The organism is Streptomyces sp. NBC_01439 (genome assembly GCF_036227605.1).
Lineage (GTDB): Bacteria > Actinomycetota > Actinomycetes > Streptomycetales > Streptomycetaceae > Streptomyces.
The window spans coordinates 3535862-3558880 of record NZ_CP109487.1 but is presented as its reverse complement, the minus strand read 5'-3'; the positions used below and the strand labels follow the sequence as shown (position 1 = coordinate 3558880).

At 68.5% G+C, this 23019-nt stretch carries 23 protein-coding genes and 2 pseudogenes; 19 read left to right on the top strand and 6 right to left on the bottom strand.

What is annotated here, in order from left to right:
- Window positions 1-161: 161 nt before the first annotated feature.
- Genes OG207_RS15335 through OG207_RS15325 form a run of 3 tightly spaced genes read left to right on the top strand, consistent with a single transcriptional unit; the run spans window position 162 to window position 2869 of the window.
- Complete coding sequence (locus OG207_RS15335; protein ID WP_329099093.1) at window positions 162-1124, top strand: ABC transporter substrate-binding protein; 963 nt, start codon at window positions 162-164, stop codon at window positions 1122-1124.
- A gap of 39 nt (window positions 1125-1163) precedes the next feature.
- Window positions 1164-2105: an amino acid ABC transporter permease gene (locus OG207_RS15330; RefSeq protein WP_402697177.1), complete on the top strand. Its 942-nt coding sequence runs from the start codon at window positions 1164-1166 to the stop codon at window positions 2103-2105.
- Window positions 2105-2869 carry an amino acid ABC transporter ATP-binding protein gene (locus tag OG207_RS15325; protein ID WP_328788785.1) on the top strand — a complete coding sequence of 255 codons (765 nt, stop codon included), beginning with the start codon at window positions 2105-2107 and terminating at the stop codon, window positions 2867-2869. Before OG207_RS15330 ends, OG207_RS15325 begins: the two co-directional genes overlap by 1 nt.
- 130 nt (window positions 2870-2999) lie before the next feature.
- Here OG207_RS15325 and OG207_RS15320 read toward each other — a convergent pair.
- Window positions 3000-3407: pseudogene (locus tag OG207_RS15320) on the bottom strand (SAM-dependent methyltransferase); the annotation flags it as partial.
- A gap of 53 nt (window positions 3408-3460) precedes the next feature.
- On the opposite strand from OG207_RS15320, the gene OG207_RS15315 reads away from it, so the two are divergent.
- From OG207_RS15315 to OG207_RS15275, 9 genes are all read left to right on the top strand, one after another.
- On the top strand, window positions 3461-5041 hold the full coding sequence (locus OG207_RS15315; protein WP_329099092.1) for a recombinase family protein: 1581 nt from the start codon (window positions 3461-3463) through the stop codon (window positions 5039-5041).
- A gap of 1408 nt (window positions 5042-6449) precedes the next feature.
- Window positions 6450-6857, top strand: a complete 408-nt coding sequence (locus OG207_RS15310) for a hypothetical protein (protein WP_329099091.1) — start codon at window positions 6450-6452, stop codon at window positions 6855-6857.
- A 55-nt stretch (window positions 6858-6912) separates the two neighbouring features.
- Window positions 6913-7755, top strand: a complete 843-nt coding sequence (locus OG207_RS15305) for a phage major capsid protein (protein ID WP_329099090.1) — start codon at window positions 6913-6915, stop codon at window positions 7753-7755.
- 515 nt (window positions 7756-8270) lie between these two features.
- Window positions 8271-8768, top strand: a complete 498-nt coding sequence (locus tag OG207_RS15300; protein WP_329099089.1) for a phage terminase small subunit P27 family — start codon at window positions 8271-8273, stop codon at window positions 8766-8768.
- A 174-nt stretch (window positions 8769-8942) separates the two neighbouring features.
- A complete protein-coding gene (locus OG207_RS15295) occupies window positions 8943-9695 on the top strand; it encodes a DUF6879 family protein (RefSeq protein WP_329099088.1) in 753 nt (250 codons plus the stop codon).
- Window positions 9692-10537, top strand: a complete 846-nt coding sequence (locus OG207_RS15290; protein WP_329099087.1) for a helix-turn-helix domain-containing protein — start codon at window positions 9692-9694, stop codon at window positions 10535-10537. The genes OG207_RS15295 and OG207_RS15290 overlap by 4 nt, the downstream gene beginning before the upstream one ends.
- 251 nt (window positions 10538-10788) lie before the next feature.
- Window positions 10789-11019, top strand: a complete 231-nt coding sequence (locus tag OG207_RS15285) for a DUF7848 domain-containing protein (protein ID WP_329099086.1) — start codon at window positions 10789-10791, stop codon at window positions 11017-11019.
- Between the two features lie 25 nt (window positions 11020-11044).
- The gene (locus OG207_RS15280) at window positions 11045-12166 is read left to right on the top strand and encodes an adenosylhomocysteinase (RefSeq protein WP_329099085.1); all 1122 of its coding nucleotides are present in this window, start codon (window positions 11045-11047) and stop codon (window positions 12164-12166) included.
- Between the two features lie 4 nt (window positions 12167-12170).
- Window positions 12171-12713, top strand: a complete 543-nt coding sequence (locus OG207_RS15275; protein WP_329099084.1) for an NUDIX hydrolase — start codon at window positions 12171-12173, stop codon at window positions 12711-12713.
- 123 nt (window positions 12714-12836) lie between these two features.
- Here OG207_RS15275 and OG207_RS15270 read toward each other — a convergent pair.
- Window positions 12837-13238 (bottom strand): annotated as a pseudogene (locus OG207_RS15270) (class I SAM-dependent methyltransferase); the annotation flags it as partial.
- Window positions 13239-13320: 82 nt separating this feature from the next.
- Between OG207_RS15270 and OG207_RS15265 the strand changes: the two are divergent.
- Window positions 13321-13950: a CGNR zinc finger domain-containing protein gene (locus OG207_RS15265; RefSeq protein ID WP_314243938.1), complete on the top strand. Its 630-nt coding sequence runs from the start codon at window positions 13321-13323 to the stop codon at window positions 13948-13950.
- Here OG207_RS15265 and sodX read toward each other — a convergent pair.
- Window positions 13854-14276 carry a nickel-type superoxide dismutase maturation protease gene (gene sodX / locus OG207_RS15260; RefSeq protein ID WP_329099083.1) on the bottom strand — a complete coding sequence of 141 codons (423 nt, stop codon included), beginning with the start codon at window positions 14274-14276 and terminating at the stop codon, window positions 13854-13856. The two genes, OG207_RS15265 and sodX, sit on opposite strands and share 97 nt — an antisense overlap.
- A 171-nt stretch (window positions 14277-14447) precedes the next feature.
- Here sodX and sodN point away from each other — a divergent pair, with 171 nt between their 5' ends.
- Window positions 14448-14843, top strand: a complete 396-nt coding sequence (sodN, locus tag OG207_RS15255) for a superoxide dismutase, Ni (RefSeq protein ID WP_030009413.1) — start codon at window positions 14448-14450, stop codon at window positions 14841-14843.
- Window positions 14844-14955: 112 nt separating this feature from the next.
- On the opposite strand, the gene OG207_RS15250 is transcribed toward sodN, so the two are convergent.
- Window positions 14956-15534, bottom strand: a complete 579-nt coding sequence (locus OG207_RS15250) for an HD domain-containing protein (protein WP_328788777.1) — start codon at window positions 15532-15534, stop codon at window positions 14956-14958.
- A gap of 12 nt (window positions 15535-15546) precedes the next feature.
- Window positions 15547-16641 (bottom strand): helix-turn-helix domain-containing protein, encoded by a 1095-nt coding sequence (locus OG207_RS15245; protein WP_443072865.1) that lies wholly within the window; start codon window positions 16639-16641, stop codon window positions 15547-15549.
- 128 nt (window positions 16642-16769) lie between these two features.
- Here OG207_RS15245 and OG207_RS15240 point away from each other — a divergent pair, with 128 nt between their 5' ends.
- From OG207_RS15240 to OG207_RS15230, 3 genes are all read left to right on the top strand, one after another.
- Complete coding sequence (locus tag OG207_RS15240; protein ID WP_329099081.1) at window positions 16770-17249, top strand: hypothetical protein; 480 nt, start codon at window positions 16770-16772, stop codon at window positions 17247-17249.
- Complete coding sequence (locus OG207_RS15235) at window positions 17246-17545, top strand: hypothetical protein (protein WP_329099080.1); 300 nt, start codon at window positions 17246-17248, stop codon at window positions 17543-17545. Before OG207_RS15240 ends, OG207_RS15235 begins: the two co-directional genes overlap by 4 nt.
- Window positions 17546-17756: 211 nt before the next feature.
- A complete protein-coding gene (locus OG207_RS15230) occupies window positions 17757-18860 on the top strand; it encodes a protein-L-isoaspartate O-methyltransferase family protein (protein ID WP_329099079.1) in 1104 nt (367 codons plus the stop codon).
- A 564-nt stretch (window positions 18861-19424) separates the two neighbouring features.
- Here the strand turns inward: OG207_RS15230 and OG207_RS15225 are convergent.
- The gene (locus tag OG207_RS15225) at window positions 19425-19610 is read right to left on the bottom strand and encodes a DUF6104 family protein (protein ID WP_030190019.1); all 186 of its coding nucleotides are present in this window, start codon (window positions 19608-19610) and stop codon (window positions 19425-19427) included.
- Window positions 19611-19715: 105 nt separating this feature from the next.
- Between OG207_RS15225 and OG207_RS15220 the strand changes: the two genes are divergently transcribed.
- Both OG207_RS15220 and OG207_RS15215 read left to right on the top strand, forming a co-directional pair.
- Entirely contained in the window at window positions 19716-21899 is a 2184-nt protein-coding gene (locus tag OG207_RS15220) for a VMAP-C domain-containing protein (RefSeq protein WP_329099078.1), read from the top strand.
- Window positions 21900-21967: 68 nt separating this feature from the next.
- Window positions 21968-23017 carry an AAA family ATPase gene (locus OG207_RS15215; protein WP_329099077.1) on the top strand — a complete coding sequence of 350 codons (1050 nt, stop codon included), beginning with the start codon at window positions 21968-21970 and terminating at the stop codon, window positions 23015-23017.
- The last annotated feature ends 2 nt before the right edge of the window (window positions 23018-23019 follow it).

Below are 23019 nucleotides of genomic sequence, written 5' to 3'. Positions count from 1 at the left end.
GGGCTACCCGGGGCGCCCGTTATGCGATTTTGACCTGACGGGCACCCTGAATGTCTCAGTCCGAATGGCAAGATGCCGTAATCACACAAGGTCGCGACACTCGATGGTGCGTGTTCGACCGTTTTTCGTTGCTTTTCCACCAGCGCCGGAGGAACCAAGCCATGACCGCTAGCACCACCCGTCGTACGACCGCTGCACGGTCCCGGATCGCCGCGGTCGGCGCGATCGCGGTCGCGGGCGCCCTGATCCTCACCGGTTGTGGTGACCAGACCGACAAGGCCTCCAGCACCCCGTCGGGCTCGGCCGCCAACAGCAGCGCGCCGCTCTTCGCCAAGCTCCCGAAGAAGATCCAGGACGCGGGTGTCATCAAGGTCGGCACGGACGCCACCTACGCGCCGATGGAGTTCACCGAGGGCGGCAAGATCGTCGGTGTCGACCCCGACGTGGCGGCGGCCCTGGCCAAGCAGCTCGGCGTGCAGTTCAAGTTCGAGTCCGGCACCTTCGACACGCTGATCGGCAGCATGCAGACGGGCCGCAGCGACCTGGTCATGTCCTCGCTCACCGACACCAAGGCCCGTCAGGAGGGCCTGGACGACAAGGGCGCCAAGACCGGTGCCGGTGTCGACTTCGTCGACTACTTCTCCGCGTCGACCGGCATCCTGGTCAAGAAGGGCAACCCCCAGAACATCAAGACCCTCGACGACCTGTGCGGCAAGACGGTCGCCGTCCAGCGCGGCACCACGTACGAGGAGTCCGCCAAGACCCAGGCCGAGAAGTGCAAGACGGACGGCAAGGGCGAGCTCAAGATCGAGTCCTTCCCGACCGACGCCGAGGCCCAGACCCGCGTGAAGGCCGGTGGCGCCGCCGCCGACCTGAACGACTCCCCGGTCGCCGCGTACATCGCGCAGACCGCCGGTGGCGGCAACGACTTCGAGGCCATCGCCAACCCGACCGACGCCGGCCTCTTCGGCATCGCGGTGGACAAGAAGAACACCGAGCTGCGCGACGCGCTCAAGGAAGCCCTTGACGCGGTCATCAAGGACGGCACCTACAAGGCCGCCCTGGAGAAGTGGAACGCGGGCTCCGGCGCCGTGACCGAGGCCAAGATCAACGCCGGTTCCTGACCTCCGCGTACCACCGCAGCACACTGAAGGGCAGTCACTGTGACTGACAAGCTCGACAAGGTCCCGGGCCCGGCGGACAACCCGCCGGCCGGGGCCGTCCCCCCCGAGGCCATCAAGGCCATCCCGGTGCGCCACTACGGCCGCTGGATCAGCGCCGTGGTCGTCATCGGCCTGGTCGTGGCGCTCGTCTTCGCCTTCTCGCAGGGCAACGTGCGCTGGGCGACCGTTCCGGAGAAGCTGTTCGACCCGTCGATCCTGCGCGGTGTCGTCAACACGGTCTGGATCAGCATCACCTCGATGGCCCTGGGCCTGGTCCTCGGCATCCTCTTCGCCGTCATGCGGCTCTCGAAGAACCCGGTGACCAGCACGATCGCCTGGTTCTACATCTGGCTGTTCCGCGGCACCCCGGTGTACGTGCAGCTGCTGATCTGGTTCAACCTCGCCCTGATCTTCCCGATCCTGAACCTCGGGTTCTACAAGGACGAGATGACCCAGGTCATGACCCCGTTCCTGGCCGCCCTGCTGGGTCTGGGCCTGAACGAGGGCGCGTACATGGCGGAGATCGTCCGCGCCGGCATCCAGTCGGTCGACGAGGGCCAGACCGAGGCCTCGCACGCGCTCGGCATGACCCGCACGCAGACGATGCGCCGCGTCGTACTGCCGCAGGCCATGCGCGTGATCGTGCCGCCGTCGGGCAACGAGTTCATCAACATGCTCAAGACCTCGTCGCTCGTGGTCGCCGTGCAGTACTTCGACCTGCTGCGCGCCGCCCAGGACATTGCCTCGACCTCGTTCGCGGTGATGGAGATGTTCTTCGTCGCGTCGATCTGGTACCTCGCCCTGACCTCGGTGTTCAGCGTCGGCCAGTACTACCTGGAGCGCCGTTACGCCCGTGGTGCGCTCCGCTCGCTGCCGCCGACACCGCTGCAGAAGATCAAGGCGAAACTGTCCAGCTTCTCGAACCGCAAGGCGGTGGCCTGATGACGACTGCCATGGTGAAGGCCGAGGGCGTCCACAAGTCCTACGGTGCGGCGCACATCCTCAAGGGAATCGACCTGGAGGTCGCCCCGCGTGAGGTCTTCTGTCTGGTCGGCCCGTCCGGCTCCGGCAAGTCGACCTTCCTGCGGTGCATCAACCACCTGGAGCAGATCAACGCCGGACGGCTGTACGTCGACGGGGACCTCGTCGGCTACCGCCAGAAGGGCGACAAGCTCTACGAGCTGAAGGACAGCGAGGTCGCGGCGCAGCGGCGGGACATCGGCATGGTCTTCCAGCGCTTCAACCTCTTCCCGCACATGACGGCCATCGAGAACGTGATGGAAGCCCCGGTCATGGTCAAGGGCGAGTCCAAGGCGGTGGCGCGCGAGCGCGCCATCAAGCTCCTGGACCGCGTCGGTCTCGGTGACAAGGGCGGGAACTACCCCACCCAGCTCTCCGGCGGCCAGCAGCAGCGCGTGGCGATCGCCCGCGCGCTGGCCATGGAGCCGAAGCTGATGCTCTTCGACGAGCCCACCTCGGCGCTCGACCCGGAGCTGGTCGGTGACGTCCTCGACGTCATGCGGGACCTGGCCGAATCGGGCATGACCATGATCGTGGTCACGCACGAGATGGGCTTCGCCCGCGAGGTCGGCGACAACCTCGTCTTCATGGACGGCGGCGTGGTCGTCGAGTCGGGCCACCCCCGCGAGGTCCTGGGCAACCCCCAGCACGACCGCACGAAGGCGTTCCTCTCCAAGGTGCTGTAGCCCGGAGGTGCGGTTACTCCGAGGTGCAGTTACGCAGAGGTCCTGTTGCTCCGAGGTGCAGTGGCCTGCACCCGCGGACGGACGAGGGGCGGTACGGGATCCCGTACCGCCCCTCAGTCATTTCGGGTCCCTACTTCAGACCTAGGACCAGCGCGTCCGAGGGGGAGCGCCAGACCGTACGGGCCTCAGCGAAGCCGGCGGCGCGCAGGGTCTCGGCGTGCCAGGCCTCGGAGGGGGTGTCGCCGTCCGCGTGCTCCCCGTAGATCTCGAAGCGCCGCTTCACGTGCTCGGTCAGCGCCGGGTCGGCGCCCGCCAGGTCCCACCACTCGCGCCAGTCCACCGCCCCGGCCGACTTGGCCCGGTCCATGCCGGCGTGCCGGTGGGCGCGCTCGGCGGCGTTGATGCGCGGGGTGGCCGGTTCGGGCATGTGGTCGGCGTTCATGAACACCCCGCCGGGGGCCAGCAGCGGTGCGAGCTGCCCGTAGAGCACGGCCAGGTCCTCGCTGTGCAGCCAGTGCAGGGCGGTGGCCGTCAGGAGATCCCGCAAAACGCACATGCGTGCGGGAAGTGAGATCGCGCAAGATGAACCGCATGATCACGAGTGAGTACGACGGATGCGGAAAGTGCCTGGTGGGGGTACGTCGCCTCTCTCGCCTGAAGGACTCGACCAACAGCCCTGAGAAGCAGTTGGACCAGGTGCTCAGCGCTGTTGCCGCCGTAGGGGGCCACCTCATTGCATGGGCCGACGACTGGGAGGTCTCGGGCGCCACTGACCCGATGGCGCGCCCGAAGCTCGGTCCCTGGCTGCGGGACGAGATGGGCCCGTACGACGGGATCGCGGGCTCAGCCGTTGACCGGATTGGCCGTAACCAGAGGGACGTACTGAACACGGCCTACACGGTCCACGAGTCCGGGCGTCTGTTGATCACGTACGGTCACGAGGGTCCGTGGAACCTGGATGACCCCAACGACGAGATGCGCCTGTCCATGGAGTCCTTCGGGGCCCAGATGGAGCTGCGCGCCATCCAGAAGCGCAACCGGGACGAGACGAAGCGTGCCCGTGCGGCCGGACAGCCCAAGCAGAAGAACCGGTACGGGTACCAATTCGTCCGCCTGCACCCCGCGGCCAAGGTCGATCACGTGGAGCTGGACCCGGTTGCCGCGCTGATCATCCGGGACGTGGCGCAACGCATCCTCGCCGACGAGACGGGCATGGTGACCGTCCACACGGAGGCCGTCCGGCTCAACCGGGCGGGAGTGCTCTCTCCGGCCGATCACCGATCGGTCATGTACGGGCGGCAGCCCAAGGGGACGCTGTGGAACCCGAAGGCGATCAAGCGGATGCTGACCAGCGAGGCGTCTTTGGGGTACCTGATGCACGACGAGCGCCCGGTGATCGGTCCGGACGGTCATGCCGTCCGCATCGCTCCGGCGCTGTGGGACCACGCGACCCGAGACGCCTTGATCGTTAAAACGGCGGCGAAGTGGACGGGTACACGTGCCCCGAAGGGCGAACACCTGCTGTCCGGTCTGGCGTTCTGCGGCACCTGCGGCCATCGACTGTGGGTGGCGTCCCGCCACAAGCAGAACAACGCGTACGGCTGCTCGGCGCGTGTCCGGGGCATCCCGACGTCGGCGCACTGCAAGCCCGCACCGACGATGTCCATTCCGATGCTGGACGAGCTCGTCACGGAGTGGTTCCTCACCTCGTACGGATCCCACGACGTCCGGCGCAAGGAGTTCGACCCCGGTACCGGGTACGCCGCGCGAATCGCGGAGATCGAGGCCGACCGTACGCGGCTCCGTGGAGACCGTCAGGCGGGCCTGTACGAGTCGGAAGAGGACACGGAGTGGTTCCGGACCGAGTACGCCCGGATGACGCGGGAGATCGCCGAACTGAAGGAGCTTCCGGAGCGCCCGGCGGGGATGCGCTGGATGTCGGTCGGCCGCACCGTGGAACAGGACTGGCTGTCCGCTCCTAACGACGTCGCCCGTCGCGAGATCCTCGCGGAGTTCGAGGTGCGGATAGAGCTTCACCCTGGCCACTCCAAGCGCAGGTTCCGCGCAACGGCGCTCGACCCGGAACAGCAGGCAGCGAATCGTAAAGCGGCGCAAGAACACGCGGAGGAAGCCGCGTTGGCTGAACTGGAGGATGCCCCCACTGGCCACTGACAGCAGCACTTGAGCCCGAACGCCCCGGCTGGACCCATGTGGACCGCCGGGGCGTTTCCATGCCCGCAGACAGGCGCCTAGGACTCCCTGCGGGTCCACCCTCGGACTAGCGTCCCCCGGATGGGCCGCCCGATCCAGCAAGGAAGCGTCCAGCGGGCGGCAGGGTGACGCAGGTGACGTTCAGACCCCTGTTTCTCCTTTTCTCTTGGTTCTCTAGGGAAAAACAGAAACAGCCTCTTGAACGTCACCTGCGTCACCCCGGGGAACGTCCCTCCCTACAAAGCTTGGAAGGGGAGAGCGAACCGGCCAGGCAACCGAGCCCAACACGACCGGGCCGGGTTGGACCGCCGGAGCCTGCTATGCCCGCAGGGGTGCACCGAAGATGTTGCGCCGGATCGCGCAGCAGAAGAGACGGACATCACAGGTCGCGAATGTCCTAGATCTGGCGATCCTCTGGAATCCCTACCGCCCTACAGGAAGCAGAAGGGTGATTCGTTCAGCTTGGGATGCATGACGCGTCGAAGCGGTGCTGTCTGCTGCCCACACGCGGGCATACAGGGGCCCTCGTCGGTTCAGCCTCGGCGGACCGCTGGACAGCGAGAGGCGAGATGGTGTTGAGGGTGTCGAACTTCGACTGTTTTTGGGGAAGCCAAGAAAAACCTAGAGAGAAGAGAGAGCGGGGTCTCTGCCGTCACCCTCAACACCCCCCGTTGCTTGCCGTCCGCTGCTCGGCCCGCGCTAACGGTTCAGAAGCGTTGGAATGTTGCCTGCATCACACTTGGTGTCCGATTCGTCTGACCTGAATAGTTTTGCGGGCAACCCTCGGTCCCTACTATCGGTGAGCCAGGAGGCGGCCGAAGCTCGGGCACCGCCGACGCTGGGGGTGCAGGCAAGCCCCGCTCCCCTACAACCAGTGAGAGGGTCCGCGCGGCCCCTCTCCCTGCACCAGTGAGGAACGATGAACACCACACGACACATAGAGGTCTGCGCACTGCTGCGACGCGCCGAGAGCGCCGCACAGGATGCCGTGAACGGCGATCAGGCCGCAGCACGTACAACGCTCGCTCTCGTGGCCGACGCGCGACAGCGAGCCGAGGACACGGGTCCCGATACGTGCGCGCACCCGAACTGTTCCAACGAACTCCGCTACGTCGGGCGGGGCCGTCGCCCCCTGTATTGCTCGGCGGACTGCCGCACGGACGTTTACCACGCCACGCAAATGGCCGCGCGTGCCCTGATCAAGAACCCGGAAAGGGTAACTGTCTAGCCCTCTCCCGCAACTTCACAGCATCACTCACGAACCCCTGACGTGCTGTACGCAGGGGCTTTTTCATGCCCAAATGCATTACCGAAAGGAGTGTCACCCGATCTTTCGGCTGTGTGCCGACGAGGGGTGGCGAGAAAAGACATGGACAACGAGAACACCGCCGGACAGCTTGGATCCGAAGACGCCAGTGGCGAAGTTGGCGCAGCCGATAAGCGGGCCCTGGAAGAAGCACACAGCCGACTGGAAGTCGCACAGAAGCGCATTGACGCCATGCTGCTGCGAGAGATCAACCACCATGCATCCAAGCGTCTGGAAGTTGCTTCCGACCTGTTCGACCTCGGGAAGCATGAACTTTCCGATCTACTCACAGATGACGGGGACGTGAGCGCTGAAAAAGTCACCGCTGCCATTGATGGTCTGCTGAGCGAGCGCCCCAATCTGGGTAACCGTCCAATGAGTTGGGGTGACGTGGGCGCGGGCGCGAGGAATTCGGACGCTGAAAACAACACCCCCGACTGGTCCGCTGCTCTGCGCGGCCGACACGCCTAAACAGACCCCACATACGGCAACACGCCGAACAAGCTAAGACGATACGGAGAAACGCATGTCCATCTACACCAACACGCCCGGGGCGCAGGGAATCCTTCCCGACGAGTACGGGGCTCTCGTCGAAAAGCCCGTCAAGGAACTGTCTCTCGCAGTGAAGCTCGGCACGGTGGTCAATACGGAGAGCACCATCTACCGCATTCCGATCCTCGCCGATGACGTGACTGTTGGCGCGGTTGCCGAGGGCGCCGAGATCACTCCGTCAGATGTGAAGTTCGATGAGCAGAAGGTTCGCCCCGCCAAGTTCGCTGGACTTACCGTCATCAGCCGCGAAATGGCGGAGGACAGTTCCCCGTCCGCCGGGGAACAGGTTGGGCGTTCCATCGCGCGCCAGATAGCCAACAGCGTGGATAGGGCATTCCTTAACGCGCTGACCGACCCGAACCCCGCCGGACTCGGATCCCTCAAGGGTATTTCCAAGGTCAATGCCCCCGTGGTCTATGCGAACCTCGACCCTTTCGAGGAGGCCATCTCCGTCTCAGAAGCTGCGGGCGGGAATATCACCGCGTGGGTCATGACTGCCTCTACCGCGCTGGATATCGCTAAGCTGAAGGACCAGAGTAATTCAAACCGCAGTCTCCTGAACACGGACATGACGATGGAAGGCCGGCGGTCGATCCTTGGCCGCCCCGTGTTCGTGTCGCCGTTCGTGCAGCCGGACACAGTTTATGGCGTGAGCCAGGCCGATCTGCTGACTATTGTCCGTACGGACACGCGACTTGACGTTGACAAGTCCGTGTTCTTCACGAGTGACCGCGTAGCCGTCAAGGGCACTATGCGAGTCGCTTTCGGCTTCCCCGTCGAAGCGGCCCACGTCCGCATCCAGAACGCAGCGCAGTAGCCCCCATGCCGCGTAAGCCCCGTACCCCCTGCCCGATACCCGGATGCCCCGAGTTGACGGCAGGGGGCCGTTGTGAGGAACACCAGCGACAGGCGAATAGGGAACGCGCCTCGCGTGGTGGCGCTGTCTACACCACGCAGTGGCAGCGCACGCGGCGGGCGTACCTGTACGCCAATCCGTGGTGTGTGTTGTGCGGCCAGTCCGCGAATGTGGCCGACCATTTCCCTCTCAGCCGACGCGAGTTGATAGCGCGTAGGGAGGCAAACCCAGACGCGTGGAAACATCTTCGGCCGCTCTGTTCGACATGTCACAACCGGGAGACAGCACGCAACCAACCGGGCGGATTCGCCGCGGAAGCGCGTTCGCGGCGTGAATCGGCCGAGCGTCCGCCGTTCTGACCAGGGGGGTACCCCCGACCCCTCCCACGCCCGAGCGTGGGGGAGCAGAAAAACTTGCGACGGTGCAGCGGAAGAATTTGGCGGACGCGTTTGGTTCATCATGAAGAAGGAGAATGCGTGGCCGACAGATATAGACCGAAGTCCGCCATCCAGCGGGCGCGGGAGGGGAATCCTTCAAAGGCCCCGATCAAAGAGGGGGTGGTTGTTCCGCGAGCCATCCTCGCCGAGCCGGATTGGTTTGAGGTGTTCAAGTCCTCGCCTGATCCCGTTGTCGAGCCAGCGAACATCCGCTGTCGTGCAGTCGCGTCGGAGGAGTGGCGCCGGATCGTTCCAATCCTGGAAGTGGCAGCAGGGATCGGCGAGGTGGACCACACGACGGTCAAGGATCTGTGCGTGTGCGTCGCTCGCATCGACCAGGCGGAGCGAGACCTTTCCGAGCGCGGGCTCATCGTGACCGCCGAGCGCGGGACCGTGAAGAACGGCTCCGCCACCATTGCCGGGCAGTACCGCACGCAGCTCGCGCGCTACATTCGGGAGCTTGGTCTGTCGCCGAGCGCCCGCACCAGCATCACCCTGCCGGACTCTGAGGAAGACGACTCGGACGTGTGGGACTAGGCCAGACACCAGCCCCACCAGAGAGCCCCCGTGCTCGTCTCCCTTCACAGGGCGGCGGGTGCGGGGGCTTTCTGCGTGTGGCCAGGAATGCGAATAATCGAGAATCACCCCGGACAGGGGCCCCTCCGGATCATCATGCTTGCGCTGTTGTGTCCGACGACGAGGGGAACAGCCATGGCAAGGCGACTGCGGGTCCTCGGGAGCACATCCGGAGTGGGCGACTGCCCGACGCTGTATGAGGACCTGGACACTGGGGAAGTGCTCGTACAAGGGGATGCGGTGACCGACCCCGCGGACGTGGCACAGCTCAAGTACGTCAAGGAGGGAGAAGCGTTCGTGGTCGTGCCTCGGGCGCTGCTGGCGAACTTCTCCCCGAGGGAGGTCACGCACGTGCCCGAGTTCGTGCCGCAACAGAAGATCAGCGAGTTCATCAACGACGGGTTCGAGCACACTGCATGGCGGCTGGAGACCCGAAGCGGGTACGCGTCCGATCAGGCGATGCCGTCCTATCAAGAGTTCCTGCGGACCGGTGACACGGCCGGGGAAGTCGGGCATCCGTGGTTCACCAACGTCCGGCGCATGGTGGACAGCGGCAAGCGCTTCGAGCGGGTACGGATCGTGGACAACCCGCCGACCACCGGTCAGCGGTACCTGCTCTCCTGTGCTCGGACGAACGTGGCAGCCGGCGAGGACATCCGCCACCTGTGGCGCGACGATGCCGAACGCTACGGCGTGAACCTCTCGGACTTCTGGCTGTTCGACTCCCGCACCGTGGCGCGCTTCCACTTTGAGGGTGAGCGCACCATCGGCATGGAGCTGATCACCGATCCGGCGGAAGTGCTGCGGGCCTGCCAGGTGCGGGATGCGGCATGGCACCACGCAGTCCCGTACCAGGAGTTCACGGCTCAGGTACCGTCCGCTGAGTGAGTACGGACTTTCAGCAAGCCCGGGTGTCCCTCGGCGCGCGCCTGCGGGAGCTGCGCACCGAGGGCGGGCTTACGGGCCGCGAACTAGCCGACCGGCTTGAGTGGGGACAGTCCAAGGTCAGCAAGCTGGAGAACGGAAAGCAGACACCGACCGTCGCCGATCTCAAGGCGTGGGCCGAGGGGACCGGGAGCCCGGAGGCAAGCGGCGAATTGGTCGGCCGACTGCGCGGGCTGGAGACGCAGTACCGATCATGGCGCAGACAGTTGGCGGGCGGTTATCGCGCCGTGCAGGAAGCGCACTGGGCACAGGCTCAGAAGACTCACTCTCGGCGCAGCTTCGATCCCGCGCTGATACCCGGGCTTTTTCAGACTGCCGACTATGCGCGCGCCGTTCTCACTCGATACTCGGCGATCCACACTGCTCCCAGGGACATCGAGGCCGCCGTGCAGGCGCGCATGGGGCGGCAGGACATCCTCACGGACCAGAGCCGGACGTTTCACTTCCTCATCTGGGAAGGGGCTCTAAGGGCCCGCCCGTGCTCACCCCCGGTGCTCTCGGCGCAGCTTGATCGAATCGTGGGGCGGCTCGGCTCGGGGAACGTGAGGGTAGGGATCGTGCCGTTCGAAGCGGACATGAACGTCCCCGCCGGGGTCGGATTCTCGGTCCATGACGACAACCTCGTGATCACCGAGACGTGGCACGCCGAAATGTGGTTGGACGATCCGGAAGACGTTGCCCTGCACGTTCGTGCGTGGGAGGCGCTGGAGAGGAACGCTCTCTACGGCGCAGAGGCACACCGGATGCTTATGCGGGCAAGACAGTCTTTGACTCCGCGAGAATAACCGCGAATACCCTTCCTCCGGCATCCCGCGCCTTGCCTAGCGTTCTGTCAGACAGAGCCAGAGGCGAAGGGTGGGGCGGTGAGCCGAGACAACACGAACACCACCAGGCGTAGTGCCATGACGCTGCGCGTATCTCGGGACAGCGGAAAGACCTACGGTCCCGAGATCATCGTGCCGAGTGATCCACAGAACCCGCTGCCTGCCAGCACCGCCGAGCCCCGCTGTACCTGTCGGCGATGCCAGGACATGTGATGAGTACGCGCGCGGTACTTCGATTCGCCCGCTTCCGCATACGCCGCCACCCTTCCGCCGAGACCACTGCGGCCGCGCGATGCCTGAACCCCGGCTGCGACTGGCATTCCGTGCCGACAGGGAACGCGGACGAGTGCAGCGACATGTGCATCGCGCACACGGGTCGCACGGGGCATTTGACGTTCGTGCGGGAGTTCTCGGAAGTCGCCGTGGTGGAGCGCGTCCAGTGACCGACGACAACAAGAAAGGGTGTCCATGGAAACAGCCGATCGTGCACGGCTCGACACGTACTTCGGCAAGGTCGCCGAAGCGTTCACGCCGCCCGAGCGTCCGTCCTCGCTCTTGATCACTCACCTGTTGCCCGAGCGACCCGCGTTCGTCGGGGCCGTGGGCAAGGTGTCGCACCTGCGGGCCGTTCTGCCCAAACCCAAGTCCATCCACGCGAGCGCTCGCCGAGAGATCGAGCGAACGGTGGCGTGCGATGCACTGTCCCGTGCCATGTTCAGCGACCCGGACACCGCCGTGACGTACCTGGAGACCAGAGCAGCCGGCGAGCGCGTTGTTCTGCTCGACGTGGGTGGGTACTTCGCGCCATCGCTGGACGCACTGTGTGAACGGTTCTCGGGAACCGTCCTCGGGGTGGTCGAGGACACCGAGAACGGACACAAGCGCTACGCCGAACGGGACAAGCTGCCGTGCCCGGTCGTGTCCGTGGCTCGCTCGCCGCTCAAGGACCCGGAAGACTTCCTCGTCGGGCAGAGCGTGGTGTTTTCCGCCGAAGCGCTGTTGCGGCAGCGCGGGGACATCCTGCACGGGCGCCCGGCCCTGGTCCTCGGGTTCGGCAAGCTCGGATCCAGCATCGCCCGACTGCTGCACGTCAAGGGCGTACGGGTGATCGTCTACGACATCGACCCCGTACGGCGCGCACAGGCCATGTCGCAGGGGTTCGAAGTGGCCCGGGACCGAGACCAAGCCATAGCCACGGCCGGACTCGTTCTCTGCGCAACGGGGGCGCTGTCTCTGCGCGGCGAGGACTTCCCGCAGCTTAAGAACGGGGCCTACGTGGCGACGGTGACCAGCTCGGAAGACGAGCTGGAGTTGAGCGGCTTGCCCTCGGGCTACACCCGCGACAGCGCCGGCGAGCACGTGAGCCGCTACAGCACGACCGGCCACTACTTCTATCTGCTGAACGGGGGCGAGGCGGTCAACTTCATCCACGGCGCGAGCGTTGGACCGTTCATCTTCCTCGTTCAGGCCGAAATCCTCGCGGGCGCGGCCATGCTGGCTCGCGGCGGGCTGGATGCCGCCGTGTACGAGGTGCCCACCGCTGACCGGGAAGCCATCGCGGCTACTTGGCTCCACTACTACAACAGGTGATCGAATGCCCATCACTACAGACCACATCCGTACGACCCTCGCCGAGTACACCGACGCGCACCCCGAGGAGAAGTCCGCCCTGGCGGTCGTTCACGAGCTGATCGACCAGGGGGCCGACGTGACAAGCCGGAAGGAATTCCGGGGCCACGCCACAGCTGGGGCCGTGGTCATCAACAGCGCGGGTCAGGCACTGTTCATTCGGCACGTGGCGCTTGGTAAGTGGCTGACTCCGGGGGGCCATCTTGAGCCCGAGGATGCGGATCTGTTGGGTGCCGCACTCCGTGAGCTGATCGAAGAGACCGGCATCACCCTGAGTGTCTCCCCGGTCCACGCGGTCCCGGTCCACATCGACGTGCACTCGATTCCCGCGAACGAGAGCAAGGGGGAGCCTGCGCACCAGCACTTCGACTTCCGGTACCTCTTCCGGCTGGAGGGGGATCAGGCCGTGACGCTCCAGGAGGAAGAGGTGAGCGGGTACGCGTGGCGCAGCGTGGAAACGATCACGGATGAGACGTTGCGGGCGCGGGTCCTCGCGTCGCTTCGCTAGACGCGCCCCAGACCCTGATTCGGCCCCGCCCGTCAGCTTCCTCCGAGGCAGACAGGCGGGGCAGACGTCTGTTCGGGCGTTCGTCTTACTAGATCAACAACGGCGCAGTAGGGTGTGTGTTTAGAGGGATTTCCTGGTCAGGATCGCGTCGTAGCCGTCGTGGGGGAGGGCGGCGCGCCAGTTCGGGTCCTTGAGGTCGGCGGTCACGAAGGTGACGCGTGCGTCGCCCGCGAAGTGCCCTTCGGCGATGGTCAACAGGGCGGGGTCGAGATCGACGCCCGTACTGGTGGCTTCCGGGAACCGCTTGAGGACGCGGTCCGTAATACTTCCCGTACCGCATGCGAGATCCAGCACCCGGGGGGCGGGTCCCACCAGTGCCTCGACCATGTCCAGCATCACCCGGAACCGCTCCTCGCGGTCGGGCATGTACCACTCCTGCTGCCGGTCCCAGCTGTCCTGCCAGGACTGCCAGTCGGTCGCGCCCGTCGCTTCGGTCGTATGCGCCGTATCCGCCGTATCCGTCATCCCGAACCCCTCCATACGTAATACCCTCGAAGACGTCTCAGCTGTTACCGGAGACATTAATCCGCAGCCGTAAGGACTACAAGTGGAACTGGCCCATTACTCGGACTTCGCCGTGCGCCTGGTCAACACCGAGGAGCCGGCCCGCAACAAGGACGCGCTCACCTCGGTGGACGCCGTCCGCGCCCTGTTCGGCGCAAGTCAGCAGATGGCGCGCCGCGTCACCGACGGTGACGTCACCCGCTTCCGCAACGTCCGCGGCCGGTTGCGCTCCGTCTTCGAGGCCGCCGACGGCGGCGACGAGGTCCTCGCGGTCGACCTGCTGAACTCGCTGCTCATGGAGTTCCCCGTCAGCCCCCAGGTGTCCGGCCACGAGACCCTCGCCGACGACGGCCGCCCCGACTGGCACATCCACCTCGCCGAGCACCCCTCGAACGCCTCCGCCGGCTACGCCGCGATGGCCGCCATGGGACTGGCCTTCGCCCTCACCGAACACGGCCCCGACCGCCTCGGCCTGTGCCAGGCCGCGCCCTGCCGCAACGCCTACCTGGACACCTCCACCAACCGCTCCCGGCGCTACTGCTCCGACCGCTGCGCCACCCGGGCGAACGTGGCCGCCTACCGGGCCCGCAAGCGGCTGGAGGCCGAGGAGTCCGCCCGTAGCGGGCGCAGCGCCGAGACCGCCCAGGACAGCCGGGCCCTCAGTGAACGCTGATCCTCCTCGCGCGGCCTGAAGCGCAGCACCGCGGTGGCCAGCACCAGCTCGGCCGGCACCGGCCCGAAGACGGTGCTGTCGCCGGTCTCGTTGTACGGGTTGTCGCCGAGCACCCACCAGCTGCCGCCCGGCCGCCGCTCCACCGCGCGCTTGATCACCAGCAGGTCCTGCTGGAGCGGATGGCGCAGCACGACCACGTTGCCCGGCCGGACGGCAGCCCCGTACCGGACCACCAGCTGGTCCCCGTTCAGCAGCGTGGGCACCATCGACGGCCCCGTCACCTCCGCCACCCCGAACCGCTTGCGCGGGCGCCCGAACTCCACCATGCGTGTCCTCCTCGTCACCCCCGCATGCTGCCGCACGGGCCCGTACGTTCGCTCACCGGTCCGGCCGCGCGCCTGGACTTTTGTCCTAAGCCCATGGGGGCGCCCGCGAAATCCGGTTCTTCAGCGAGTAATCTCCACCTTGAGAAGACGATCACGAGGAGGACAAACTCCATGCTTTCCCGCCTCTTCGCCCCCAAGGCGAAGGTCTCCGCCCACTGCGATCTTCCGTGCGGCGTGTACGACCCTGCCCAGGCCCGCATCGAGGCCGAGTCCGTCAAGGCCGTGCAGGAGAAGTACCAGGCCAACGAAGACGCCGACTTCCGTGCGCGCGCCATCACCATCAAGGAGCAGCGCGCCGAGCTCGCCAAGCACCACGTTTCGGTGCTGTGGAGCGACTACTTCAAGCCCCCGCACTTCGAGAAGTACCCGCAGCTGCACACCCTGGTCAACGACACCCTGAAGGCCCTCTCGGCCGCCAAGGCGTCGAACGACCCGGCGACCGGCGCGAAGGCTCTTGAGCTCATCGCCGAGATCGACCGCATCTTCTGGGAGACCAAGGCCGCCTGAGCCGGGGCGCCCGAAGGATCTCCCCGCGCTGCTGTTCAGAGCGCACACGACACCGGCCCGACCGCCCCGAAGCGGCCGGGCCGGTGTCGTGCGCACCCTCTGCGGGACGCCCTCAGGGCGTCTCACCGAGGACGGTCCGCAGCCAGTCGAGGGGGTCCTGGCCCAGCAGCTCGTCGGCCAGCCGCTGCCCGGTCTCCGTCGTCAGGCGGGCCCTGCTGTTGTCGATCCACCGCTGGGCGTGGGCGTGTCCCTGGGCCTTGTACTCGATGCCCTGGAGCATGCACTCCAACTTGTCCGCGTCGCGGGCGCAGACGGCCTCCGGCGAGTCCTTGGCCTCGTACTCGGCGACAAGCTCTTGAATCGTCGAGGCGAGCCGCTCCGGCATGCCGAGGGTCTGATCGGCAGTCACCGTGCCCGGGTCGGCGTTGGTCGCGTACTTCTTCCCGAGGTGGTTCACGTCCCCGGTACGGGTCTCCTGGGTGTCGTGCCACACGGCGAGGAAGGCCGCCCGCGCGGGGTCGGCGCCTTCCAGCTTCGCGATGATGGACGCGATGAGCGACGTGCGCCAGGAGTGCTCGGCGACGCTCTCCGGGTCGTTGACGCCGGCCATCCACCAGCCCGTGCGGCGCGTGTGCTTGAGCGTTCCCGCCTCGTAGAGGAAACCGGCCACCGCGGACAGGTCGTCAGCCACTGTGTCTCTCCTTCATGCCTCGGCGAGGCGGATCGCGTACCGAATGCCTTCCAGCTCCCGACGCGCGTGCGGCGAGGGCCCGGTGCCATCCAACAACATGGGCAGCCGGTCCCGGAGGGTCCGCCCGGCGGCGGAGCTCAGGAGGGTGGGGCGCGCGGCGAGTAGGGCCCACAGGGTGTGAATGTTCAGATCGAGGAAGCCCTGCTCGGGCGCGAGGCCTTTCACGAGGTGCTGGAACACTCTGTGGCCGTGCCAGGTCCCGCGTCCGGGTGCGGCTATGAAGTCGTCGGAGAGCTGGAGGTGAGGGCTCTCGCCGAGCCAGTAGGCCCAGTAGTTCAGATTGGCCGCCTCGCCCGCCTCGTCGTCCAGCGTGGTGGAGATGAAGTGCCGCATGGGGTCTCGGTCGCCCTGGCGGGCGGCGACGGCGGCCACGGAGCGCGCCGCCAGCCAGCGGGTGAGCCAGTCCTGCGGACGCTCCGCTCGCTGCTGCTGCGCGAGCCAGGCAGCGGTGTCCGGTGCATCGTCGTAACCGGCCAGGTAGAGAGCCTGACGGCGGAGCAGGAACTCGCCCGAGCGGGCTTCTTCCGCAGTTCGGCGGATGCGCCGGAAGAACCGTCGCCGGTCGTCCGCCGATAGCGCGGGTCCGTCGGGGCTGGGGCCGCGGCGTGGCCTGCCGAGGGCCACGTGGGCGCGCATCGGCTCGGGGGCCACCCCGTTCAAGGGCCAGACCAGTACCTCGACGAGGTCGCGTTGCAGGACCCAGGTACCCAGGGGGCTGTGACCTATGGGCACGTCGTCGGTGAGTACGTTCGCCAGGAGGAGATCCGCCTCCAGTGCCTTCTCCAGGGCGAGGAGCAACGCCGTACTCGCACCCATGCGCATGAGCCGGTGGCGATGCGCCAGCATCTGCCCCACCGCCAACGAGGTCAGCGGCCGCCTCCCCGACTCCCAACCCGCCACCGTGTCCACGGAGACCCCGAAGGCTTCGGACAGAGAATCCTGCGTGTGACCCAGATGCTCCCGGACCAACCGAAAAACGTAGCCGGACACCACGCCGCCGCGACCCCGTTGCCGGGTTCCCTGACCGGGGGTCGGGGTGGGATCCACCGGTGCGCCCACGACACTCTCCCGCCTGCGAAATGTCACCAAAGTACCCGTACTGGGGGTCACTTCGTGGGGCGAGCTCTGATTCCTACGCTCGTGTCATCACCCGCTGACGACCGTAGGGAGCCTCCGTGTCCTGGAAGAAGACGGCCGACTGGTACGCCAGCAGCCTCGCCGATCCCGCGGCGGCGCATGCCGCGTGGTGGGAGCACGGTGTCGCCGTACTGCCGCTCGGGGCCCGTTTCGAGGCCGTACGGATCCCGGACCCGCTGGCCCGCGCGGCCGCGGAGAGCAGTGACGAGCGTGTCGTGGACCTCGCGCTGACCCTGGCCCTGGAAGGGCCCTTGATCCACGACTCGCGCGGCAGGAACCGCTACGCGCTCGTTGAGCCGGGTACGGCGGAGTGCTGGAGGACCCGGAGCGCAGTCGAGTGCCTCGGCCACGGCACCCACCTCGGGGTGCCCGAACTAGGCCGGGACCGGCCCGTTCCCGGCCGGCCCCTCTACTGGGCCTCGCTCCCGGGCCCGGGGGCGTACTTCTGCCGGGTCGCCGCCGTTCAGCTGCTCGTCCGGGTGGGCGGGGCACGGCTTGCCGAGGGGGCGGCGAGGTGACGGGCTGCCCGGATCGCCCGTCGGCCGAGGTGTCCGACGCGCACCCCGACGGGGAGTGCACGCGGGCGCAGGCGCGCTGCACCGGGTGCGGCCTGCCGGCTCCGATCGCGATCAAGTACGGCGGTCTCATGGCCGACTGCAGCCTCTGCCGCTACGGGTGGGGCGTCCACCACGACCCGGTGAGCTGCTGGCAGCACACCCGCACGGAGGAGGGCCTGATCGCCCGGATCAGCGAGGTGGCGCCACTCCTCGTCGCTGCTCGCGCCGTGCTCGACGAGATCGTCGACACCCTCTGACCTCCCGCCCCACCGGGGAGCGGGCATCCTGCACACCGAACCGATTGGAGACCCTGATGGGCAAGCACGCCGGACCACCGCAAGACAAGCCGTGGACGCCGCCGTCCCAGCCGTCGAGCCCGGACGGGAGCCGGCCGACACCCCAGCCTTCCACCCCGCCCCCGCCGCCGCCGGGTAAGAAGTGAACCGGGACATCTGCCGCGAGGCCCTGGTGACAGCAGGGTTACTGCGCGAGCCATGGCTGGCCGAGGCCTTCGACAAGGTCGACCGCGAAGCGTTCGTCCCGGGAGCCGTCTGGCTCCCGGTCCGGGACGCCGAAGGCCTCTGGACCTTCGTGGACCGCGACGAGGAGCCGGACGTCTGGCGCCACGCCGTCTGGAACCCTCACCAGTCGGTCGTCACCCAGCTAGACGACGGCGACGTGACACCCGGCCCCAGCGCGGGTGACTTCACGTCCTCCGTGTCAGCCCTGGACATCGTCATGCGGAAGCTCCAGCACTTGGACCTCACACCACGGTCCCGCGTCCTGGAGATCGGCTACGCATCCGGCTACCACACGGCCCTGCTGTGTGAGCGCGTCGGCTCGGATCGGGTGGTCGCCATCGAGGTGGATGACGAGCTTGCACGTGCGGGCGCCGCGAACCTCAAGGCGGCCGGCTACGACCCGGAGCTCATCGTCGGGGACGGGCTCGAAGGCGTCCCCGGCGGGGAGCCGTTCAGCCGGATCATCAACACGGCGTCCCTGCGGCGCGTTCCGTACGCCTGGATCGAGCAGTCCAGGCGGAGCGGGGTGATCCTCACCCCGTTCGGGACGGCCTACAGCAACTCGGGGCTCCTGCGGCTCCGCGTCGACACCTTGGGAACGAAGGCGCAGGGAGCCTTCATCGGCGAGTCCTCGTACATGTGGATCCGCTCCGAGCGGCCGACTGTCGACCTCCAGGTTCCGGACGATTCGACCAGCCGGAAGTCGCCGATCGATCCCGCTCAGGTTCTGGGGGCCGGCTACCTCCAGGATTTCGCCATCGGCCTCCAGGTCCCGGACGTCTCCTACTCACACCGCGGGGAGGGCGACGACCGGCAGGTCCAGTTCGTGGACGAGGCTGGCACCTCGGCAACGATCGTCCGCTACGGCGACTGGTGGGAGGAGGACGCCGTCCGCTCGTGGGGACCGCGCGATCTCTGGGCGGAGGTGACTGCGGCGTACACGTGGTACGAGGTGCGAGGACGGCCGCACATCACCCGCTTCGGCGTCACGGTCGACGGGTCCGGCCAGTACGCATGGCTGGACGACCCCCGACAGCTCGTCGGCTCCTGAGCAGTAGCTCCGGTCGGGCCCGTCCCGGCCGGGGCACCCGGTCTGATCCTGTCTCGGCGGCCCTGGCGCCGCCTGCGCCGAGCGCACCTTGAACGGCCGCCCGCCCGCCGAGTACCTCCGGTAGGTGGGCGGCTCCTTTTGTGCGCTGGGGAGCTGGTCCCATGCGCGTTCGGCCTCCGGCGTCTGCCGGCGCGTGCGCGCGTAGCCCTGCGCCGCGGCGATCGCTTCGTCGTAGAGGTCGCGATCCGCGGGGAGGGTGGCCGAGCGCTCGCGTCGCAACCGTGCGATCAGCCACGGCACGTCCCGGACCAGTGGGGGTTCGCCAAGGAGCGCACGCGCAGGTATCCCAACGGATCCCGCCATCGGCGGCTGTGCCATGTGCGGGAGTCCGCCGGCGGCAGGCCGGGAGGTAGCTCCTTCACCGGACCCATGGTGCCGGGTAGCGGCGCCCGAGCCGATGGAATTGCTCGTGCACCGGTCCGGGCCGCTGCGGCGGCGGACGGAACCGGCCAGTACGGGGCGGGTCCGGGCAGGGCCGTCAGGCCGTCGCCCGGACCCGGAGGATCACTCCTCGTCCTCGTCCTCGTCGTCCAGCCGGGCCAGCCAGGTGGCCAGGCGTTCCACCGGGACCTCGAAGTCCGGGTTCAGGTCGACGAAGGTGCGCAGCTGCTCGGCGAGCCACTCGAAGGTGACCTCCTCCTCGCCGCGCCGCTTCTCCAGCTCCTCGATGCCGCGATCGGTGAAGTACAAGTCGGGCTCCGTGCCGTGATGGGGGTGTGCAGGGGGTGTTTCCCGCCAGGATAATCCGCCTATCGGCGACACCTCCCGCACGCGTCGTCCCCGGGTCTAGCCTGGATGCCCAACGAGCGGGGGGTGCGGATGACGGACGGGCGCACGACAGGGTCCGCGCGCGCCTTCGAGCTTCTGGAGCCCCTCGTCCAGGCGGCGACCGTACGCGTTCACGCCCCGCCGGGCGGGTATGACAACCCTCGCAGCCATCGGACCGGTCCCACGTGGGGGAGCGGCTTCTTCATCGCCCCCGGATGGGTCCTGACGTGCGCGCACGTGGTCGGCGAAGGGGGTGCTGCGGTGCGTCTGACGGGACGCGAGGTCGGCATCACCTTTTCCGCCGGCACCATCACCGGCACGGTCACCGGGCGCGTGGAGTGCGTACTGCCCGAGCGGCTGGAGGAACGGCGGCCCGGCCGGCACGCGCTGTGGGACCTGCCCGACCTGGCGCTGGTCAGAGTGCTGGCTCCCGTCTCGCACGCCTGCGCATGGCTGACCGACCGCTCCAGACCGCGCTTCGACGAGGTCGCCTACTTCGGCTGCACCGAGGACCTCGGCACCCCCGAGATCACCGGCCGCACCACCCGGCTGCGCGGAACCGCCGGGAACGGCGCGGCCATCCGGCTCGGCGACGACGACGAGATCGAGCCCGGCATGTCCGGCGGGCCCGTGGTGGACCTCGTCCGCGGTGAGGTCGTCGGCGTGCTCAAGGCCCGGCGGCAGGCGGGGGGCGGCGGGCTCGCCGTCTCCGTCGTGCAGCTGCGCACCCTGCCGATGGCCGCGCGGGGCCAGGTCGGGCTCTACCGCCGGATCATGCAGGCCCACGACCTGTACCACTACGACCAGCACCTCAGCGATCTCGACAACCGGCGGACCTGGACGGACGTGCACGGCGAGCTCCCGCCGGAGGCGGGCGACCCGTACGCCGGCCGGGGCCGGCTCACCCCCGGCGAGCGCACCACCCTGTTCGGGCTGCTGGCCGGGCTGCCCCCGCCGGGCTCCTCCGAGGTCGTACGCGCCCTGGTCGAGGCGGCGCGCGGCGAGGAGCCGGACCCGCTGCCGCCTGCCCCGCTGAGCTGGCGCGACGGGCTGGGGCTGCTGCACGACCCGCCGGGCGGGACCGGGGAGGCCGCGGCGATGCTCCGGTACGCGACCGACGTGAGCGTGGCCGAGTACCGGGAGCCGGTCACGCCGGGCGCGGACGAGGAACTGTGGGACTGGGTACGGGCCACGGCCGAGCGGCTGTGGCGGCCGCTGCGGCGCGAGCTCGGCGAGCGCCACGAGCGGGGCCTCGCCGAGCGCGAGCGGCGTCGCCGCGCTTCGGCCGGGCGGGCGGCGCTCGGTCCGGCGCGGCGGTCCGGCGGGCTGCCGCCCGGTGCCTCGGTGCTGCTGGAGGTGTGGGCGCACGGCTGGGAGGACCTCTACGACTGGCGGGTCTCCGTGCTGGCCGGTCCCGCACACGCCGGGCGGGTGACGCCCGTGGACTCGGGCGTACGGGCCACCCTGGCGGGCCTGCCGGAGGCCCTGCGGGCCCCGCTCGCCGAGGGCTTCCGGCGCTGCGACACCCACGAGGCCGCGGCCCTGCTCGAAGTGGCCGTGGCACCCGAGCTGTTCGGGCTCGCGGTGGACGAATGGGTGGTGGTGGGCGGCGTACCGCTCGGCGTGCAGCGGCCGGTGGTCCTGCGCCACCCCGCCGGTGCGCACCCGGGCGGTGCGCACCCGGGCGGTGCGCACCCCACAGGTCCGCACCCGGGCGGTGTGCCCCCGGGCGGGGCCAGGGAGCACCCCGCCGACCGCGAGGGGACCGACGCGTCCGCCCGCTGGGCGCGGGTCCAGGCGGGACCCCTGCAGGACGAACGCGCCGACTGCATACGGGGACGCCCGCGCAGCCCCGCCACCGAGTGGCTGACGGGACTCCCCGACAACACCGTGCCGGTGCACTGCCGCGCGGCCGACCAGGAGCCCACCCTCGGCTCGCTGCACGCGGTACGCGACGCCGGGTACGGGGTGGTGGTGACCCGGCGGCCGCCGCCGGACCCGGGAGCCTCCTGCGCGCCCTTCCACCGCGGGCTGCGGGAGGAGCTGGCCGACGCCGGGCGGGCGGAGGCGCTCCCGGTACGCCTGCAGAACCTGCGGGGGCGGGCGTACGGGGCGGATCCCGACGCCTACTGGGCGACCGGGACGGGGCTGGTGTGGGAGGACCCGGCGCGGCCGCTGCCGGACGAGGAGCCGCTCCAGGGCGACCTGTGACGGGGGCCTGTGACGGGGGCCTGTGACGGGGGCGCCGCGGACGACGCGAGGGAGGGAGCAGGAGCACCATGAACGACGAGTGGCTCATTTACCGCGGGGTGGGCGAGCCCCACGACGGGATCGACGCACTGCCCGACCCGCCGCCCTGGCGGGACTTCGACGGCGGCCCCGTGGCGGAACCGGGCGGTCCGGCCCAGGTCGCCGACGGCAACGTGGCCCGGCGGCTCGGGGCGCACCGGCAGGTCGCCGAACTGCACCGGCCGGAACCGGAGGAACTGGAGGCCATCAACGCGGCCCTCTACTTACGGCGGCCGCTGCTCGTGACCGGCTTCCCCGGCACCGGGAAGTCCACCCTCGCGCACGCCGTCGCCCACGAGCTGAAGCTGGGGCGGGTGCTCCGGTGGCCGGTGGTGTCCCGGACCGTGCTCCAGGACGGCCTCTACCGGTACGACGCCCTGGCCCGGCTGCAGGACGTCCAGATCGCCGCGAGCGGCGGGGGCTCCCCCGCCGACGCCGCGGCCTCAGTCCCCGCCGCCGCGGCTTCCGGGGTGCCCGGCATCGGGAAGTACATCCGGCTCGGGCCGCTCGGCACCGCCCTGCTGCCGACGGCCCGGCCCCGCGTCCTGCTCATCGACGAGCTCGACAAGAGCGACATAGACCTCCCCAACGACCTGCTGAACGTGCTGGAGGAAGGGGAGTTCGCCCTCCCCGAGCTGGAACGGGTCGCCGACAGCGAGCCCGAGGTCCAGGTGCTCACCGACGACGGGACCAAGGTCACCGTCCGCGGCGGCCGCGTCCGCTGCCGGGCCTTCCCGTTCATCATCCTGACCAGCAACGGGGAACGGGACTTCCCGGCCGCCCTGTTGCGCCGCTGCATCCAGCTGAAGCTCGGTCAGCCCGGCGAGAAACGGCTCGCCACCATGGTCCGCGCCCACCTCGGCGACGAGGCGGCCCGCCTCGGAGCCGACCTGATCAGGGAGTTCCTCAGCCGCTCCCAGACCGAGCTGGTCGCCGCTGACCAGCTGCTCAACGCCTTGTACCTGACCCACTACGCCGCCCCGCCCACCCGGGAGGACCTCGCGGACCTGCTCATCCAGCGCCTCGACCGCCCGAGGTGAGG